This window comes from Cytobacillus sp. ABV4_503, assembly GCF_056158445.1.
Genome location: NZ_JBSWTH010000001.1, coordinates 1344359 through 1361782, shown reverse-complemented (window position 1 = coordinate 1361782; position 17424 = coordinate 1344359). Strand labels below are relative to the sequence as shown.

16 protein-coding genes are annotated in these 17424 nt (G+C 39.9%); 6 read left to right on the top strand and 10 right to left on the bottom strand.

What is annotated here, in order from left to right:
* Positions 1–55: 55 nt before the first annotated feature.
* Entirely contained in the window at positions 56–301 is a 246-nt protein-coding gene (locus ACXAD1_RS06945; RefSeq protein ID WP_009330977.1) for a hypothetical protein, read from the bottom strand.
* A gap of 288 nt (positions 302–589) precedes the next feature.
* Here ACXAD1_RS06945 and ACXAD1_RS06940 point away from each other — a divergent pair, with 288 nt between their 5' ends.
* Complete coding sequence (locus tag ACXAD1_RS06940; protein WP_206835991.1) at positions 590–967, top strand: small peptidoglycan-associated lipoprotein; 378 nt, start codon at positions 590–592, stop codon at positions 965–967.
* Positions 968–1017: 50 nt separating this feature from the next.
* Here ACXAD1_RS06940 and lpdA read toward each other — a convergent pair whose 3' ends face one another.
* The 5 genes from lpdA to ACXAD1_RS06915 all read right to left on the bottom strand — a co-directional run bounded on the left by lpdA (position 1018) and on the right by ACXAD1_RS06915 (position 7241).
* A complete protein-coding gene (gene lpdA / locus ACXAD1_RS06935) occupies positions 1018–2427 on the bottom strand; it encodes a dihydrolipoyl dehydrogenase (protein WP_206835989.1) in 1410 nt (469 codons plus the stop codon).
* Positions 2428–2433: 6 nt separating this feature from the next.
* The gene (locus ACXAD1_RS06930) at positions 2434–3786 is read right to left on the bottom strand and encodes a dihydrolipoamide acetyltransferase family protein (protein ID WP_474909717.1); all 1353 of its coding nucleotides are present in this window, start codon (positions 3784–3786) and stop codon (positions 2434–2436) included.
* A gap of 87 nt (positions 3787–3873) precedes the next feature.
* Positions 3874–4851: an alpha-ketoacid dehydrogenase subunit beta gene (locus ACXAD1_RS06925; RefSeq protein ID WP_206835984.1), complete on the bottom strand. Its 978-nt coding sequence runs from the start codon at positions 4849–4851 to the stop codon at positions 3874–3876.
* A 3-nt stretch (positions 4852–4854) separates the two neighbouring features.
* Positions 4855–5970 (bottom strand): pyruvate dehydrogenase (acetyl-transferring) E1 component subunit alpha, encoded by a 1116-nt coding sequence (gene pdhA / locus ACXAD1_RS06920; RefSeq protein WP_009330982.1) that lies wholly within the window; start codon positions 5968–5970, stop codon positions 4855–4857.
* A gap of 602 nt (positions 5971–6572) precedes the next feature.
* A complete protein-coding gene (locus ACXAD1_RS06915; protein ID WP_370221798.1) occupies positions 6573–7241 on the bottom strand; it encodes a YkyA family protein in 669 nt (222 codons plus the stop codon).
* 265 nt (positions 7242–7506) lie between these two features.
* On the opposite strand from ACXAD1_RS06915, the gene ACXAD1_RS06910 reads away from it, so the two are divergent.
* Complete coding sequence (locus ACXAD1_RS06910) at positions 7507–7641, top strand: YjcZ family sporulation protein (protein ID WP_081757237.1); 135 nt, start codon at positions 7507–7509, stop codon at positions 7639–7641.
* Positions 7642–7811: 170 nt separating this feature from the next.
* Positions 7812–8363 carry a peptide deformylase gene (def, locus tag ACXAD1_RS06905; protein ID WP_370221800.1) on the top strand — a complete coding sequence of 184 codons (552 nt, stop codon included), beginning with the start codon at positions 7812–7814 and terminating at the stop codon, positions 8361–8363.
* A 67-nt stretch (positions 8364–8430) separates the two neighbouring features.
* Here the strand turns inward: def and ACXAD1_RS06900 are convergent, their stop codons facing one another.
* Entirely contained in the window at positions 8431–9207 is a 777-nt protein-coding gene (locus tag ACXAD1_RS06900) for a Cof-type HAD-IIB family hydrolase (RefSeq protein ID WP_206835975.1), read from the bottom strand.
* Positions 9208–9829: 622 nt separating this feature from the next.
* Here ACXAD1_RS06900 and ACXAD1_RS06895 point away from each other — a divergent pair.
* Complete coding sequence (locus ACXAD1_RS06895; protein WP_113881784.1) at positions 9830–10042, top strand: DNA-dependent RNA polymerase subunit epsilon; 213 nt, start codon at positions 9830–9832, stop codon at positions 10040–10042.
* A 3-nt stretch (positions 10043–10045) separates the two neighbouring features.
* Positions 10046–11713 carry a ribonuclease J1 gene (gene rnjA / locus ACXAD1_RS06890; protein ID WP_009330987.1) on the top strand — a complete coding sequence of 556 codons (1668 nt, stop codon included), beginning with the start codon at positions 10046–10048 and terminating at the stop codon, positions 11711–11713.
* 87 nt (positions 11714–11800) lie between these two features.
* Here rnjA and ACXAD1_RS06885 read toward each other — a convergent pair whose 3' ends face one another.
* The 3 genes from ACXAD1_RS06885 to ACXAD1_RS06875 all read right to left on the bottom strand — a co-directional run bounded on the left by ACXAD1_RS06885 (position 11801) and on the right by ACXAD1_RS06875 (position 16177).
* The gene (locus tag ACXAD1_RS06885; RefSeq protein ID WP_206835972.1) at positions 11801–12460 is read right to left on the bottom strand and encodes a potassium channel family protein; all 660 of its coding nucleotides are present in this window, start codon (positions 12458–12460) and stop codon (positions 11801–11803) included.
* A gap of 127 nt (positions 12461–12587) precedes the next feature.
* On the bottom strand, positions 12588–14411 hold the full coding sequence (locus ACXAD1_RS06880; RefSeq protein ID WP_474909716.1) for an ABC transporter ATP-binding protein: 1824 nt from the start codon (positions 14409–14411) through the stop codon (positions 12588–12590).
* A gap of 11 nt (positions 14412–14422) precedes the next feature.
* Positions 14423–16177, bottom strand: coding sequence for an ABC transporter ATP-binding protein (locus ACXAD1_RS06875; RefSeq protein WP_474909715.1), 1755 nt, complete (start codon positions 16175–16177; stop codon positions 14423–14425).
* A 336-nt stretch (positions 16178–16513) separates the two neighbouring features.
* On the opposite strand from ACXAD1_RS06875, the gene ACXAD1_RS06870 reads away from it, so the two are divergent.
* Positions 16514–17374 carry a mechanosensitive ion channel family protein gene (locus tag ACXAD1_RS06870; RefSeq protein WP_474909714.1) on the top strand — a complete coding sequence of 287 codons (861 nt, stop codon included), beginning with the start codon at positions 16514–16516 and terminating at the stop codon, positions 17372–17374.
* Positions 17375–17424 lie beyond the last annotated feature (50 nt).

Genomic DNA, 17424 nt, shown 5'->3' with positions numbered 1-17424 from the left:
CCTAAAAAAATCGGCACCTGCAAAAGGTGCCGATTTTTTCTCTTTTCCCGTAACTTTACCAATGAGACAAGTAGGACATTGCAAAATGGAAAGATGCATATAAGCTTAGGCTCATAACAGTTACCATAAATGTTTTTTTAGCAGACTTAATTACCCAATTTCCAATGTTTATTGCCAAATAGAAAAAAACAAAAAACATAATGACTTTATATATGAGCTGGTCATATTTTGACAGCCATTCAATGAAAGTATATCCGCTCCAAATTAACATCTGCAGCAAAAGAGCTGTATAAATCTTCATACACTCCACCACCAAATTTTTTAATCCTTACCCGTTATTTTAATAGAAGAAACACTTGTGTATGTAATATATGTTGAAAAGGATATTCTTATTTTTCATTTCTGTAACATTTGAATGACAAGCCAAAATTTTCTATCGCTATATGATAAAATACTCATTAATATTAGATGCTTATTATGAATTGCTCATCAACTGTTAGAAGACTGGAAAATTACCAAGACTTCTATACTGCTTCAGATAAAACAATCTTATGTCATACGGTGGAATTTATAATAAAGTGAGGGCAAAATGATGAAAGGTCTGCCGCTGATATTAATTACTGCACTCTTGTTTGTGACCTCTTCATGCAATCATAAGGAAGTAAAAAAAGAGCTGAAGATAGACGATAGTGTTAAACAGCTCATTTTTTTCACGGATAATAAACAATATGAACAGGAAATTGCCTATTATGATGCCATCATCGAATTAAAGAGCAACTATCCGGAACTGATTAAGAATATGAAAGTCATTACAGCATCTGAATCCAGCCATATAAGCAATTATAATGTAGAGAACTGCCCTGCCATGCTGCTGGTATATCAGGATAAAGTGATTGTAGAAATAAAAGGCACTGTACCCAAAGAGAAGATTATTAATCCACTTGCCGATGCTATGGATGAAAAATAATCATCATTTACAAAAAAATCCTCCCCTGGCAGGAAGGATTTTTTTAATTATTATTTTACAATGTGAATTGGGCTTCCAATAGCAACTTCTGCTGCTTCCATTGTGATTTCACCCAATGTTGGATGAGCATGAATAGTCATGGCAAGATCTTCTGCAGTCATGCCTGCTTCAATAGCCAAACCTAGCTCAGCAATCATATCAGAGGCACTTGCGCCAGCGATTTGGGCACCGATTACTAGGCCGTCTTCTTTGCGTGTCACTAGCTTTAAAAAGCCGTCAGTGGAATCAAGCGCAAGGGCACGGCCATTAGCTGCGAATGGGAACTTCGCTGCCGTAACTTCGATTCCTTCTTCTTTAGCCTGCTGCTCAGTATATCCTACAGAAGCCAATTCAGGCTCAGAGAATACCACAGCTGGGATTGCTAAGTAATCAATTTCTGCGTTATGGCCTGCAATTGCTTCTGCAGCAATCTTACCTTCGTAAGAAGCTTTATGAGCCAATTGAGGACCTGCAACAATATCACCAATAGCATAAATGTTGCTTACATTCGTACGGCATTGTTTATCGATTTCAATAACACCGCGTTCAGTCATTTTAATGCCGGCTTGTTCTAAGCCCAGTTCGTCTGTATTTGGACGTCTTCCAACCATTACAAATACATAATCTGCATCAAGAGATTTCTCTTCGCCTTTTTCTTCAAACTTAACGGTAACTCCGTTTTCATTCTCTTCAACACCTTTAGCAAGTGCCTTCGTAATGAATTCAACGCCTTTTTTCTTTAAGTTCCGTTTAACAAGTGATGACATTTGCTTCTCAAAACCGATAAGGATATCATCTGCACCCTCAAGAACTGTTACTTGAGAACCAAAATTCGCATAAGCTCCGCCAAGTTCAATTCCGATTACACCGCCGCCAATAACGACGATTTTTTCAGGAATCTCTTGAAGTGCAAGGGCACCTGTTGAATCAAGAACTCGTTTAGAGAATTTAAACGCTGGCAATTCAATTGGACGAGATCCTGTAGCAATGATCGCATTTTTAAACGTATAAGTTTGTGCGGAATTATCATCCATTACACGAAGGGTATTCGAATCAACGAAGTAAGCTTCCCCGCGTACGATGTCGACTTTATTGCCCTTTAAAAGACCTTCTACTCCTCCAGTAAGCTTATTAACTACACCGGATTTAAATTCTTGTACTTTTGTAAAGTCAACTTTTACATTTTCAGCTGTAATACCCATTACATCTGAGTGCTTTGCATTCTCGTAGCGGTGTCCTGCTGCGATTAAAGCCTTTGAAGGAATACATCCAACGTTTAAGCAAACTCCGCCCATATTAGCTTTTTCTACGATTGTTACTTTTTGTCCAAGCTGTGCTGCACGAATCGCTGCAACATATCCACCAGGACCCGCACCAATGACTATAGTATCTGTTTCGATTGGGAAATCTCCTACTACCATTTGTTATTACGCCTCCATTAACAATAGTTCTGGATCGTTCAGTAAACGCTTGATGTGATTTAATGCATTTTGTGCAGTTGCTCCATCAATAATTCTGTGGTCAAAGCTTAGTGACAATGCCAATACTGGAGCAGCAACAATTTCTCCATCCTTCACTACTGGCTTTTCAGCTATGCGGCCAATTCCAAGAATCGCAACTTCAGGATGATTGATAACCGGAGTAAACCATTGACCGCCGGCAGAACCGATATTTGTAATTGTGCATGAAGCACCCTTCATTTCATCTGGAGCAAGCTTGCCATCACGCGCTTTACCAGCTAGCTCATTGATTTCATTTGAAATGGCGAATGTAGACTTGCGGTCTGCATCCTTAACAACTGGCACAAGAAGACCTTTTTCAGTATCCGCTGCAATACCGATGTTGTAGTAATGCTTTTGAATGATTTCACCTGCTGCATCATCGATTGAAGTGTTTAGTGCCGGGAATTCACGCAATGCACTTGTTAATGCTTTTACCACATAAGGAAGGAATGTAAGCTTAATTCCTTTATTAGCTGCAACTTCTTTAAATTTCTTGCGGTGTGCAACAAGTTTTGTAACATCAATTTCATCCATTAATGTAACGTGTGGAGCTGTATGCTTAGAGTTTACCATAGCTTTCGCAATAGCTTTACGGATTCCGCTCATTTTCTCGCGTGTTTCTGGATATTGTCCAGCAGGAATCGCCTGTGCAGCTGCAGGTGCAGTTTCTTTTGCTTCAGCTTTTGGTGCAGCTTCCTCTGCAGGTGCTTCAGCAGACTGAGCTTGTGCCCCGCCATTCAGGAAGGCATCAATGTCAGCTTTTTGAATGCGCCCATTTTTGCCGCTTCCAGCTACCTGGCGAATGTCCGCGCCTTTGTCACGAGCATATTTTCTAACAGAAGGCATCGCAATAATGCGGCGGTTAGGATCAACATCAGCCTCGGAAATAACTACTCCTTCTTTTGGTGCATCTTGTGCAGGAGCTTCTTCCTTCTTCACGTCCTGGCCAGCTTCAGCTGTTGCCTGTACTTGTGCTTCTGTTTTTTCTTCTTTAGGAGCCTCATCTTCATGGTCTCCCTTAAATTTAAGGTCTTCATATCCTGGAGCATCAAAAGTGATCAATACTTGACCTACAGTTGCGACTGTACCTTCTTCAACAAGAATTTCTTCAACTTTACCTTTAACAGGGGAAGGAATCTCTACAACTGCTTTATCATTTTGAACTTCACAAAGCACGTCATCTTCTTGTACTTCATCGCCTGGCTTTACAAACCACTTGATGATTTCACCTTCATGGATACCTTCACCGATATCAGGCAATCTAAATTGGAATGCCAATGGAATTCACCCTCCTATTATTTCGCTCGTTCATAGTAAAACACGTCAGGGGGATATTTCCCCCCTTGTGTTATCAGTTATATACAATTAAAATTCAAGAACTTTTTTAGCTGTCTCGATTACATCTTTATAGTTTGGAAGCCAAACCGTTTCAGCTTGCGGGAAAGCAAATACAGTATCTGGTGCAGCTACACGCAGGACTGGAGCTTCCAGGCTGAGAATTGCACGATCATTGATTTCTGCAACGACATTTGCTGCAATACCAGCTTGTTTTTGCGCTTCCTGAACAACTATTGCTCTGCCTGTTTTCTCAACAGAAGCAATAATCGTTTCGATATCAAGCGGTGCAACAGTACGCAAGTCAATTACTTCCACTGACTTGCCTTCTTTTTCAAGCTCTTCAGCCGCTTTTAATGATTCATGAACCATTGCGCCGTAAGTCACAATTGTTAAGTCTGAACCTTCACGCTTTACTTCTGCCTTGCCTAGAGGAATAGTATATTCTTCTTCAGGGACCTCCTGGCGGAAAGAACGGTATAATTTCATGTGCTCAAGGAAAATAACCGGGTCGTTATCACGGATAGCTGAAATAAGCAACCCTTTTGCATCATAAGGTGTTGACGGGATAACAACTTTAAGGCCAGGCTGTTGAGCCATTAAGCCTTCAAGGCTGTCCGCGTGCATTTCAGGAGTATGTACGCCTCCCCCAAATGGTGAGCGGATTGTAACAGGTGCGCTGTATCTTCCGCCAGAGCGGTAACGCATACGTGCAAGCTGGCCGGAGATAGAATCCATTACTTCGTAAACGAATCCAAAAAATTGAATTTCAGGTACCGGACGGAAGCCCTGTAAACCAAGACCGACTGCCAGACCGCCGATTCCGGATTCAGCAAGTGGTGTATCAAATACACGCTCTTCGCCGAATTCTTTTTGAAGGCCTTCGGTAGCACGGAAAACGCCGCCGTTTACGCCCACATCTTCACCGAATACCAAAACATCCGGATCGTTGCGCAATTCTGTGCGAAGAGCATCAGTAATTGCCTGAATCATTGTCATTTGCGCCATGGCTTACTTCGACTCCTTTTCTTTGTATATTTCATACTGTTCTTTTAGGTTATAAGGCATTTCTTCATACATGATGTTCATAAGGTCAGTAACCTTTTGTTTAGGTGTGTCATCAGCCTTTTTAATTGCTTCTTTAATATCTTCTTTTGCTTGTTCAATTACTTCGTTTTCCATGTCTTCATTCCAGATGCCCTTATCTTCAAGGAACTTGCGGAAACGAACAAGCGGATCTTTCTTTTCCCATTCATTATCAAGATCAGAAGTACGGTAACGTGTTGGATCGTCACCAGCCATTGTGTGTGGACCGTAGCGGTAAGTCAAAGTTTCGATTAGTGTAGGACCTTCACCATTCAATGCACGTTCACGCGCTTCACGAACAGCTGCATACACAGCAAGCGGATCCATACCATCAACCTGAATTCCAGGTATTCCGGCTGCCACTGCTTTTTGTGCAATTGTTTTCGCGGCTGATTGCTTTTCTACAGGAGTAGAGATGGCAAAGCGATTATTTTGAACAATGAAGATTGCAGGTGCTTTGAATGCTCCTGCAAAGTTGATGCCTTCATAGAAGTCACCTTGTGAAGCACCGCCGTCGCCAGTATAAGTGATGGCAACTTTCTTTTCGCCGCGCTTCTTCATTCCAAGAGCGACCCCTGCAGTCTGAATATATTGGGCTCCAATGATAATCTGAGGTGAAATGACATTTACACCTTCAGGGATGTTTCCGCCTTCGAAGTGTCCGCGGGACCATAGGAAAGCCTGGTATAACGGAAGGCCGTGCCATATGATTTGAGGAACATCACGATATCCTGGAAGAATGAAATCTTCTTTCTCCAATGCAAAATGGGATGCAAGCTGAGAAGCTTCCTGTCCTGCAGTAGGAGCATAGAAGCCCAAACGGCCTTGTCTGTTAAGTGAAATAGATCGCTGATCAAGAATGCGAGTATATACCATACGGCGCATTAATTCCTGAAGCTGCTCATCGCTTAAGTCAGGCATAGCTGATTCATTAACAACCTTGCCTTCTTCGTTTAAAATTTGTAGAGTTTGGAACTGTTCTTCAACTGTTTCGAGCTGTTTTTTAGCATCGAATTGTGCCTTCTTTGTTTTAGAAGCCATATCAGTCACCCTTTCCTTTCATAAAAAGACGTTAATTAAGAGTTTTTATACACAAAATTTAGGTTACCCAAAACGAAGCCATATTAGATACTCTTTCAAAGGCATAAAGTTTTCTCATTTAGGCATGTTTTATTAAGCATCTCTAAATAGCAGAACATGTGACTGCCATATGCATACTTTTAAATAGTGTTCCACAGATCACTTCTAAAAAAACGTCTTTCTGTTCATCTTTAACTATCATATTCTGTATCAATTTATTTTGCAACATAATTGATACAGAAATAATTACGAGATTTAGTTTAATACACCTTCAAGACCTTAGTCAATTACCTTGCTTTTTGTTTTTCACAGTAAGCATACTTTTTATATTTTTTATTGATAACCTAAACTGTATTATCTGCTTATTTCTATCTGTACTATAAAAAACTCTTATATTTTGATGTGTTATAGTAAAGAAAAATCACCTGTCATTATCTTAAAATAAAAAGAACTGCTCCCAAACAGAAAGCGGATTCATTGTGAGTCTCTGTTTCCTTCCATTCATGCTTTTAGAATAGCCAAAAAGCAAAAAAATGCCGGGCATAAATATGCCGGCATTAATATTATTCTTCTGTATTTACTTCAAGACCTGCTTCTTTATAGAAATCCAGTTTTGATTCATTATACTCTTTTGTTTTTTCATTGAACTGCTTATTTGAAGCCAGTATTTTTTCATACATGTCATTTATTTTGCTTACCTGGTCTTCCAGCTGTTCTAGAGTAAGATCTTCCTTTTTAAACATGGCATATAACTCTTTATCTAATTGCGTCGCTTTCGAATAATCCTCGTAAAGAGTGTCATGGATTTTATACCTGTCCATCATAATTTCATACAGCTCTTTGGCTTTATCTTTTAATTTTTGATCCTCTATCTCCTCTATGATCGGAGATAATGATTCAAATTCATTTTTTGACGCCAGGATGCTTTCCTGCTCTTTCTCCATATGAGTTATCCGCTGATCCACAATGGAGGAAGCTTCATCAGACAGCTTTTTAATTTCCTCGAAATCCTTCATTCCCAGGTTGATAATTTTATCGTATAATTCCTTTTCTCTTTTCTCCAGCTTTACGAGCGGTTCCTGCTGCTTCTCAAATTCCTTTTCTTTAGCTACTACATCCTCCAGCACATCATACATTTTTTCCTCCGGATCAGGACTGTTCATACAGCCTGTGAGGATGAAAGCCCCTATGATAAAAACAAGCAGCAGTCTGCTTTTGTTCAAAATCGACACATTGAAACCTCCTTACTAATAACATTTTTAACTATAAAGGTACCTGTCCGGTTTGACAATAGCCCTTTGGTTTGACACACTTCGCACCATTGCAGAGCTTGTCCTTTTTACAAGTATAATTTAAATCTATTCACTTCATTTTTCCTTTATGACTTGGGCAAAGGCCTACACCAAACATCATATGAAACATAGGCTATATTAATCGTCCGATGCGGCAAGTCAAAAAAAAATGGACGATAATCTTACTTTAGGGAGGTTATCCTTCATGTACGGATATGGCGGATACGGTTATGGATGCGGTTATCCAGTAGCAGGAGCCGGCTGCGGCAGAGGATTTGCGTTAATTGTAGTATTATTCATTCTCTTAATCATAGTTGGCTGCGCTTGCTGGAAGTTTTAATTACTTGAGAAGGTGCCAAGGGCGCCTTCTCTTATTAACTTTTTTGCCCCGCTCTGATAGACTGAATATAATTAAATAGACACATGGCTTTTTTGGGCTATGCCATTTGATCTTCTTGCCAATAATTTAGCCATTTTTCTATTCTTTATTACTTAGCGGGAGTGATAATCATGCTGAGCATGAAAGATATTATTCGCGACGGCCACCCAACTTTAAGGAAAATTGCCGCGGAAGTGAACATGCCTCCATCTTCAGAAGAAATACAAATCTTAAAAGAAATGATGGAATATGTAAAAAACAGCCAGGATCCAGAGCTTTCTGCAAAATATGGCTTAAGGGCCGGCATTGGTTTAGCTGCTCCTCAAATTAATATTTCGAGGCGGATGATCGCTGTTCATGTTACCTATAACCAGGAGCTATACAGTTATGCTCTCTTTAACCCTAAGATCATCAGCCATTCTGTGCAGCGTTCTTATCTGGCTGCTGGGGAGGGCTGTCTATCTGTTGATGAATCCATACCCGGTTTTGTGCCCAGATATGCAAAAGTGACTGTAAAAGGTACCGACCTGGAGGGCAAAGAAGTTAAACTTAAGCTTAAAGGGCTGCCAGCCATTGTATTTCAGCACGAAATTGATCATCTGAACGGAATCATGTTTTACGATCACATTAATAAACAAAATCCGTTTCAGCCGATTGAAAATGCAATTGCTATAGAACGGTAGATTGCTGCTGCATAGCATAACAAAAGGAAAGCCTCCAGATAATTAAACGGATGCTTTCCTTCATTTTCTATATTAATTGAAGTTCCTTTAGTCCCTTCCAAATTCCTTCATCGTCCACGCCGGAAGTTACATGGTCTGCTGCCTTCTTAACCACATCTTCTGCATTGCCCATTGCTATCCCGGTTCCGACAGCGTTAAGCATCTCTATATCATTTAGTCCATCTCCAAACGCATATACATCCTTCAAATCAAACCCAAGCCTTTTTATCATTTGTTTTATTCCCTCAGCTTTAGACCCGCCTGCAGGCAAAACATCAACAGAGTATGGATGCCACCTGATAAAGCCAAAATCAGGATATATAGAAGAAGAAATATACTTTTCCTCATCCTTTTCCTCACAGAACAGCAGCGATTGATATAATTCCCTGCCGCTGTAAAACTCACGATCTTCCTCCGGATGCGGGAACTTTAAGCTCCCCATGCTTTCCTCAATAAATGCATGGTGGTGTACAGTAGATTTCATCGTTTTCTCATTCATAAACACCAATGGATGCCCGTTTGACTGTGCATGCAGGTATAGCTTTTCAATCTCAGATGATTTTAGAGGATTCCGGTAAATAGGTTCGTTTTCGAATACTACATATTGACCATTAAAGCTGACAAATGAATCAATATCAAGATCGCTGCGAAGACTTTCAAACATGAAAGGAGCCCTGCCGGTAGCAATTGCCACGAAAGTCCCATTCTTTTTCAGCTTGACGATTGCCTCTTTCGTACTGTCCGGCAAGTTTTTATCGTGATCTAATAAAGTCCCATCTATATCAAAGAAAACAATCTTTTTCATTTAAAAATTAACTTCCTTTCAAGCGTTATTTTACTGGCTGCTATTATATGATTTCCATATGATTTACCGTAATAAAACACTAAACCCACAAAGTTAAAAAGTCAATTTCCGTGCTATAAACAATGGATATTTCCATTTTTATCCACGAGAGATTTAACTATCTTACCATATAATATAATTAAGAAAAGCGGAAGCTCCTTCCCCCACTTACACCCTCGAGGGGCAGGGCTGCTTGCGCTAGACCGTTAGTAAAAAGACCTCATTATTTACAAAAATCTGTTTAAAACGTCCTTGCTGCCTTTACTTTGGACAAGGATCGTTTAAAATAGAAAGTAAGGAGTTGATCCACTATGTTAAAGAAGCTGAGAAAGAAGCTTTTAAAACAGTGGAATGAAATGCTTCGAAAAAAATCTATTGCCTGACAAATTTGAGCCCTTCAAACTTGCGAAGGGCTCCTTCCTTATTGTAAATTGGTTATCAGTATACTTTTTTACATAGATTCGGGAGCATATTAGGACTGAGATGAATTTATTATTCATATCCGGCAGGAAAAAACATGTAATACATGTTATTATTTTATATATTAGATAAAAGTTTTTTATCGGATTAAGGAGAGATAGAAATGATTTTCAAGGTATATTATCAGGATTCTAAGACAGAGGTACCGGTTAGAGAAAAAACAAAAACTATTTTTGTGGAAGGCGATTCTGAAAGAGACGTACGCAAAAAGCTGGCTGACCGCAACTATAATATTGAATTTGTAACATCTGTCCAAGGAGAATTCCTGGAATATGAAAAACAAAATGAAGACTTTAAAGTATTGGAGATTGAGTAATTTATGAAATTTGTTAAAAATGATCAAACAGCCGTTTTTGCTCTGGGCGGACTGGGTGAAATCGGAAAAAATACTTATGCTGTGCAATTCCAGGATGAGATTATCCTAATTGATGCTGGAATTAAATTCCCTGAGGACGAACTTCTCGGAATCGATTATGTTATTCCTGATTACACTTACTTAGTGAAAAACGAAGATAAGATCAAGGGATTATTTATCACTCATGGACATGAAGACCATATTGGAGGAATTCCATATCTCCTAAGAGAAGTTAATATTCCGGTCTACGGCGGAAAGCTGGCCCTTGGCCTGCTTAGAAATAAACTTGAAGAACACGGACTCTTGAGACAAACCACTCTTCATGAAATCAAGGAAGACGATATCATTAAGTTCAGAAAAACATCCGTAACTTTTTTCCGGACGACTCACAGTATCCCTGATTCATATGGCATCGTTGTTAAAACACCGCCTGGACAAGTTGTTCACACTGGGGATTTCAAATTTGACTTCACTCCTGTGGGAGAACCGGCCAACCTGACAAAAATGGCTGAAATCGGAAAGGAAGGCGTCCTTTGCCTGCTTTCTGACAGCACAAACAGCGAAATACCTGAATTCACTATGTCTGAACGCCGGGTTGGCGACAGTATTCATGATATCTTCCGCAAAGTTGAAGGACGGATTATCTTTGCCACTTTCGCTTCAAATATCCACCGTCTTCAGCAGGTGACTGAAGCGGCCGTCACGAATGGCAGAAAAATTGCTGTTTTTGGAAGAAGCATGGAAGCAGCTATAAATATCGGACAGGAATTGGGTTATATTCAGGCACCAAAAGACACCTTTATTGATGCGCATCAAATTAATAGACTTCCAGCCAATCAGGTGACTATACTATGTACAGGAAGCCAGGGAGAGCCAATGGCAGCCCTATCAAGAATTGCTAACGGAACGCATCGCCAGATCCAAATCATTCCTGGCGACACTGTTGTATTCTCTTCCTCTCCCATTCCCGGGAACACAATTAGTGTCAGCAGAACCATTGACAGACTTTCCCGTGCAGGTGCAGAAGTCATATATGGCAAGCTAAGCGATATTCATACATCAGGTCATGGCGGTCAGGAAGAACAAAAACTAATGCTTCGCTTAATTAAGCCAAAATTCTTCATGCCGATTCATGGTGAATACAGAATGCAGAAAATGCATGCCAAATTAGCTGTGGATTGTGGAGTGGATGAAGAGAACTGCTTCATCATGGATAATGGTGAAGTACTGGCCCTCAGCGAAGATTCTGCTCAAGTAGCAGGAAAAATACCGTCTGGTTCTGTTTATATTGATGGAAGCGGAATCGGTGATATCGGAAATATCGTTTTACGGGACCGCCGCATTCTTTCTGAAGAAGGTTTAGTGGTTGTCGTAGTAAGCATCAATATGAAGGATTTCAAAATTGCCGCCGGCCCTGACTTAATTTCCCGCGGATTCGTCTACATGAGGGAATCCGGAGATTTAATCAATGATGCACAGGCACTTATTACAAAACACTTAAGCAAGGTTATGGAACGCAGAACAACTCAATGGTCAGAAATCAAGAATGAAATCACTGACACACTTGCACCATTCCTTTATGAAAAAACAAAGCGCCGTCCAATGATTTTACCGATTATCATGGAAGTTTAAAACCTTTATTGGCGTGTGTAGATCTATAATGTATTTTGTATAAAATAAAGGCTGTATCACTCACTTGAGAGATACAGCCTTTTCAAATTAAGACATCACTTTCTTTTCAAAACGGTTGATATCTACGTCTGCTCCAATAACAATTAGGATGTCGTCAAATTGTATTTTTTCATTCGCCTGCGGAGATACGATAATTTCATTTTTTCTTTTGATTGCAACAATGTTGATACCGTACTTTGCACGGATATCAAGATCAATAATGCTATGGCCGGCAAGTTTTTCATTAGCCACGATTTCTACAATGCTATGCTCATCCGATAGTTCCAAATAATCCAGAACATTATTTGAAACGATACTATGGGCAATCCTTCTGCCCATATCCCTTTCAGGATGAACAACATGATCTGCTCCTATTTTCCTCAATACCTTTGCATGATAATCATTTTGAGCCTTAACCGTAATCCTTTTAACTCCTACCTCTTTTAAAATTAATGTGGTCAGGATAGATGCCTGAATATTATCGCCAATCGCCACTATAACATGGTCAAAATTGCGTATTCCCAAACTCTTGATAACGGATTCATCCGTAGTATCGCCAACCACTGCGTGTGAAGCGATTCTCGCAAATTCGTTCACACGGTCTTCATTTACATCAATCGCCATTACTTCCATGCCTTCTTCTGCCAGAGCATGGCAGATGCTTCCTCCAAAACGTCCAAGTCCGATAACAGCAAATTCTTTTTTCATCCTATCTTCCCCCAGCAAAGTTAGCAATATAGACAATAATACCATAATAGCACAGACAGGAGTCTATCCATAATATGTTCCTTCCTGACAAAATAAAACCTCCGCTCGGAGGTTTCATTTTGTTCATTCACATTGCATCAAGCATATTGAACTGTGCTTTTACCAAATGATAATATTCACCTTTTGCATTCATCAATTCTTCATGATTTCCTTGTTCTAATATATTTCCATGATCCAGCACAAAGATTTGATCGGATTCACGGATCGTAGATAGCCTATGGGCAATAATAATGGCTGTTCTTCCCTTCAGAAGTGTTTTTAAAGCATGCTGAATTTTCACCTCTGTCTCAGTGTCAATACTGGCAGTAGCTTCATCAAGTATAAGAATCCGCGGATCTGCAAGCAAAGCACGGGCAAAGGAGACGAGCTGCCTCTCTCCCACTGATAATATATTTCCTCTTTCTTCCACTTCAGTTTCGTATCCCTTTGAAAGTTTTTCAATAAATCCATGTGCACCAACAGCTTTGGCTGCTTCCACTACTTTTTCATCAGTTGCATCAGGTCTGCCAAAACGGATGTTATCATAGATTGTTCCTGAAAATATAAAAGTATCCTGCAGCACCACACTGATTTGCCTGCGCAAACTTGATAAGGAAACATCCGTTAAGTCATAGCCATCAATTTTCACAAAACCTCCCGAAGGATCATAAAAACGGCTGATTAAATTCGCAATCGTCGTTTTACCCGATCCTGTATGCCCGACTAACGCCGCAGTTTGCCCTGATTTTATCTCAAGGGAAACCCCATTTAAGGCTGTTCTTTTTTCATCATAAGAAAATGTGACATTCTCAAATTCAATCTTACCTTTTATCTCCGGTAAAAGAAAGGCATCGTTCCTTTCCGAAACGATTGGTTTCTCATCGAGAAACTCAAAGATTCTTTCAGATGAAGCCATTCCCATGAGCAGCTGGTTATACACCATACCAAGCCGGGAAATAGGCTCCCAGAACATCCCTAAATAAAAAGCAAAAGAAACAAATACACCGATCGAGATTGACCCATCCTGAATCAGATGTGCCCCAAACCAAATCAGTACAGCCGTACCCAGGGCATTGGTCAATTCAACCAGCGGCCTGAACATCGCATTTTTCTGGGATGCAATTCTCCAGCTTTCAAAATTCTCAGTATTCACACCATCAAAGAATGCCATATTCTCTTTTTCCTGTGTAAAAGACTGGGTAATCCTTATCCCCTGAATACTTTCATTTAAGTGAGAATTCAATTTGGATTGTTTTAACCGGACGGTTTGCCACGATCTGCGGATATTTCTCCGCAAACTAGTGGAAATAAAAAACATGATAGGCAAAATAACCATTATAGCCAGAGTCAGTTCAGGGCTAAGTGTAAATAAAATAATAAAAATCCCTGCAAGCATGATCAGATCCATCAGAAGATTTATGACTCCATTGGTAAACAGCTCCTGAAGCGAATTTATGTCATTCATGATTCTTACCAGTATGGATCCTGCCGAACGCTGATCAAAAAAACGATGCGAAAGCGTTTGTACGTGTGTAAATAAATGTTTCCGCAGATCATAAATTACACTTTGGCCCAGCTTATTCATCCATTTAATCCTGAAATAGTTTGTAGCATATGAAATGGTGTAGAGAACCGCAATCACTGAAACTAGAAAGGCAAGCAGTTGACCGTCCTTTTCAATCAAAGCTTTATCTAATGTGTACACACCGATTAAGATCGGAATAATCAGTCTGACTGCTGTATTTATTAATACCATTATAATAGAGAGCGGAAGCAAATTTTTTCTGTATGGCTCCATATAACTGAACAAGCGCAGCATCTGCTTCCAGTTAAACGGCTTCTCAATGACTTCGTCTGCTGAGTATTGAAATCTATTTAACACATTATCATTTCTTAATTTAGTTTTTTTCAAGGGGGCACCTCCTAGCCTGCATTTGATTGGAGAACCTTATCGCGGTCCTGATATTGAATATCGTAAATCCGCTGATATGGGCCATTATTTTTAAGGAGCTTTTCATGTGTCCCCCGTTCAGCCACTCTCCCGTTTTCCAGTACAAGGATTTCATCTGCATGCTTTAGTGAAGAAATCCGGTGGGCAATGATAAAGGTAGTTCGATCAGCCATTACTTCTTTCAGAGCTTTTTGTATTCTGAATTCTGTTTCCATATCCACAGCACTTGTTGCATCATCCAAAACTAAAATGCTGGGATCTGCACAGATGGCCCTTGCTATCGCAATCCTTTGCTTCTGACCGCCTGAAAGCCCCATGCCCCTCTCGCCAAGTACGGTATCGTATTGATCAGGAAGTTCCATGATAAAATCATGTGCCTGTGCACGTTTGGCAGCTTCAATGATGTCCTCCATGGTGGAATCAGGTTTCCCAAATGCAATATTCGCTTTAATCGAAGAAGAAAACAAAAAAGATTCCTGAAGAACAAAGCCAATGTTTCTTCTCAGTGATTGAAGAGAGTACTCCTGCACATTAACCCCATCAATAATCACATGACCTTCAGTTGGCTCATAAAATCTTGTCATAAGCTGTGTTAGGCTCGTTTTCCCTGATCCCGTCGAGCCTATTAACCCGATCACCTTTCCTGGCTCAGCATGAAAAGAGATATTGGATAAAGCGTCATTATCATCCTTGCTATATTTCAGCGTAACATTGCGAAATTCCACCTCACCCAGCAAACGTTCTGCCTTCACACATGATTCTATATCCTCAATCTCATTATCTGCCTCAAGGATCTCAATGAGACGCTCTCCGGAAGCTTTAGACTGCGAAAATAGATTAACGATAAAACCAAGATTCATAATAGGCCACATAATATACCAGACAAGGCTATAAAAAGCGACTAGTTCCCCTGGCTTCAGACTGTCTGCCATAACAAGATAACCTCCGTAAGCCAGGAGCAATACAACACTTAAATTGCCCAGAAACTCCATTAACGGAAAATACTTAGCCCAAATATCAGAAGTAAAAAGATATTTATCCTTATAGTCACTGTTAGAGTCATTGAATTTATTAATCTCAAAATCTTCTCGTGATAATGACTTCACTGTATTGATTCCGCTTATGTTTTCCTGGACTTTTGTATTCAGCCGCCCAAAGGATTTGCGGATGCTCCGGAATGCCGGATGCACAGCTTTATCGAATTTAAAGGTGACTACCGCGAGGAAAGGCAGCGTAATAAGAGTAACAATCGCCAGCGGAATAGAATAATAAAACATGACAGAAACACTGATAAGGATCAGTAAAACAAAACGAATGAGTTCAGAAAATCCGAATGAAAGAAAAAAACGGAACCCCTCAACATCTGCAGTAAGCCGCGACATTAAATCGCCTGTTTTTGCATTGTCATAATATCTAAACGGCAAGAACTGCAGCTTTTCATAAAGTACATTTCTAAGTTCATAGACCGATGTGATCCCAAACAAATCACCGGTGTACTGATGGATATAAGTCGCTGCCCCTTTTACAGCCATTATGGCAATGAAGCCTAAGGCCAAATAGGGTATCCACCCATAATTCCCCCCTATGACAACCTCATCAATTGTCAGCTGCAGGATCATTGGATACACAACCGTTATCGCTGTCACAATAAACAGAAAGAATATGGACCAGATAAAATAATGTTTGAATGGCCAATAATATTGCTTTAATTTTTTAAATGTTTCCATTTGCATTCCCCCTTTAACTTGCTGAAAAATTAGAAAAGTTAGAACGTAATATTAAATATATCGAGTTTCGAATTATTTTTCCACCCCTTTTTGTTTGATTTTTCCACTTTTTTTGAAGTCTATCTTTTTAGTGAGTCTATGAAAGCTCCTAATCATTATTAATGCCCTTGAAAGTCGATAATATGGCTTCCAATCTAGAAAACTGCATTAAAATTTAGAATTCCCCATCCAGCCATTATCTAGTGCTGTCCACATGATAGAAAGGCTAACCGTTTGAATATAAAGCGCTGTTGAGATAAAATGATGACTTTAATCATACTGAAAGGAAGCGTTAGAATGGAGAATCTAAATTTATCGCAAATAAATTGGGAAGCCCTGCTGATTGATGCCGGACTTATTCTATTAAAGCTCGCAGCTATCTATTTTGCCTTTTTAATCGTTAAGTCTGCGGGGAATAAAATCATACATAAAAGTTTTGAGGGAATCGGAAGGAAGGAAAGAATATCTCCAGGAAGATCGAAGACACTGCAAAGTCTAGCTAAAAACATTTTCTCTTACGTACTTATTTTTATTTTTGCTGTTACGATACTGCAGATTTTCGGCATAAAAGCAACTGCCATTCTTGCCGGTGCCGGTGTAGTCGGATTAGCGGTTGGCTTTGGAGCTCAAGGCCTTGTCAGCGATGTAGTAACAGGGTTTTTTATATTGCTGGAAAGGCAAATTGATGTCGGGGATTATGTTACAACTGGAAGCTACTCAGGAATAGTGGAGCTAATCGGATTAAAAACTACACAAATCCGCAGTTTTGACGGAACATTGCATTATATCCCCAACCGGGAGATTACCAGTCTGAGCAATCATTCCCGCGGCAATATGCGCGCACTGGTTGATATAGGAATCTCCTATGATGACGATATTGATGAAGCTATAACAGTTCTCCAGGAAGCCTGCGACAAGATAGCCGAAGAAAACCAGGCGATTGTTGAGGGACCTAATGTCATTGGCGTACAAACATTAGGCTCATCTGATGTTGTATTAAGAATTATTGCCAAGACAGAAAACATGGAACAGTGGGCTGTCGAACGACAGCTGAGAAAAGCACTGAAGGAAGCGCTGGAAGCTAACGGAATCGAAATCCCATTCCCTCATCAGGTGCTCATTCAAAAACAGGCAGGATCAGAAAGTGCTGCCGGATAAAGCCGTAAGCAAAAAGCTGATTTCGCAGAACCTAAAAAGGTTCTTTGAAA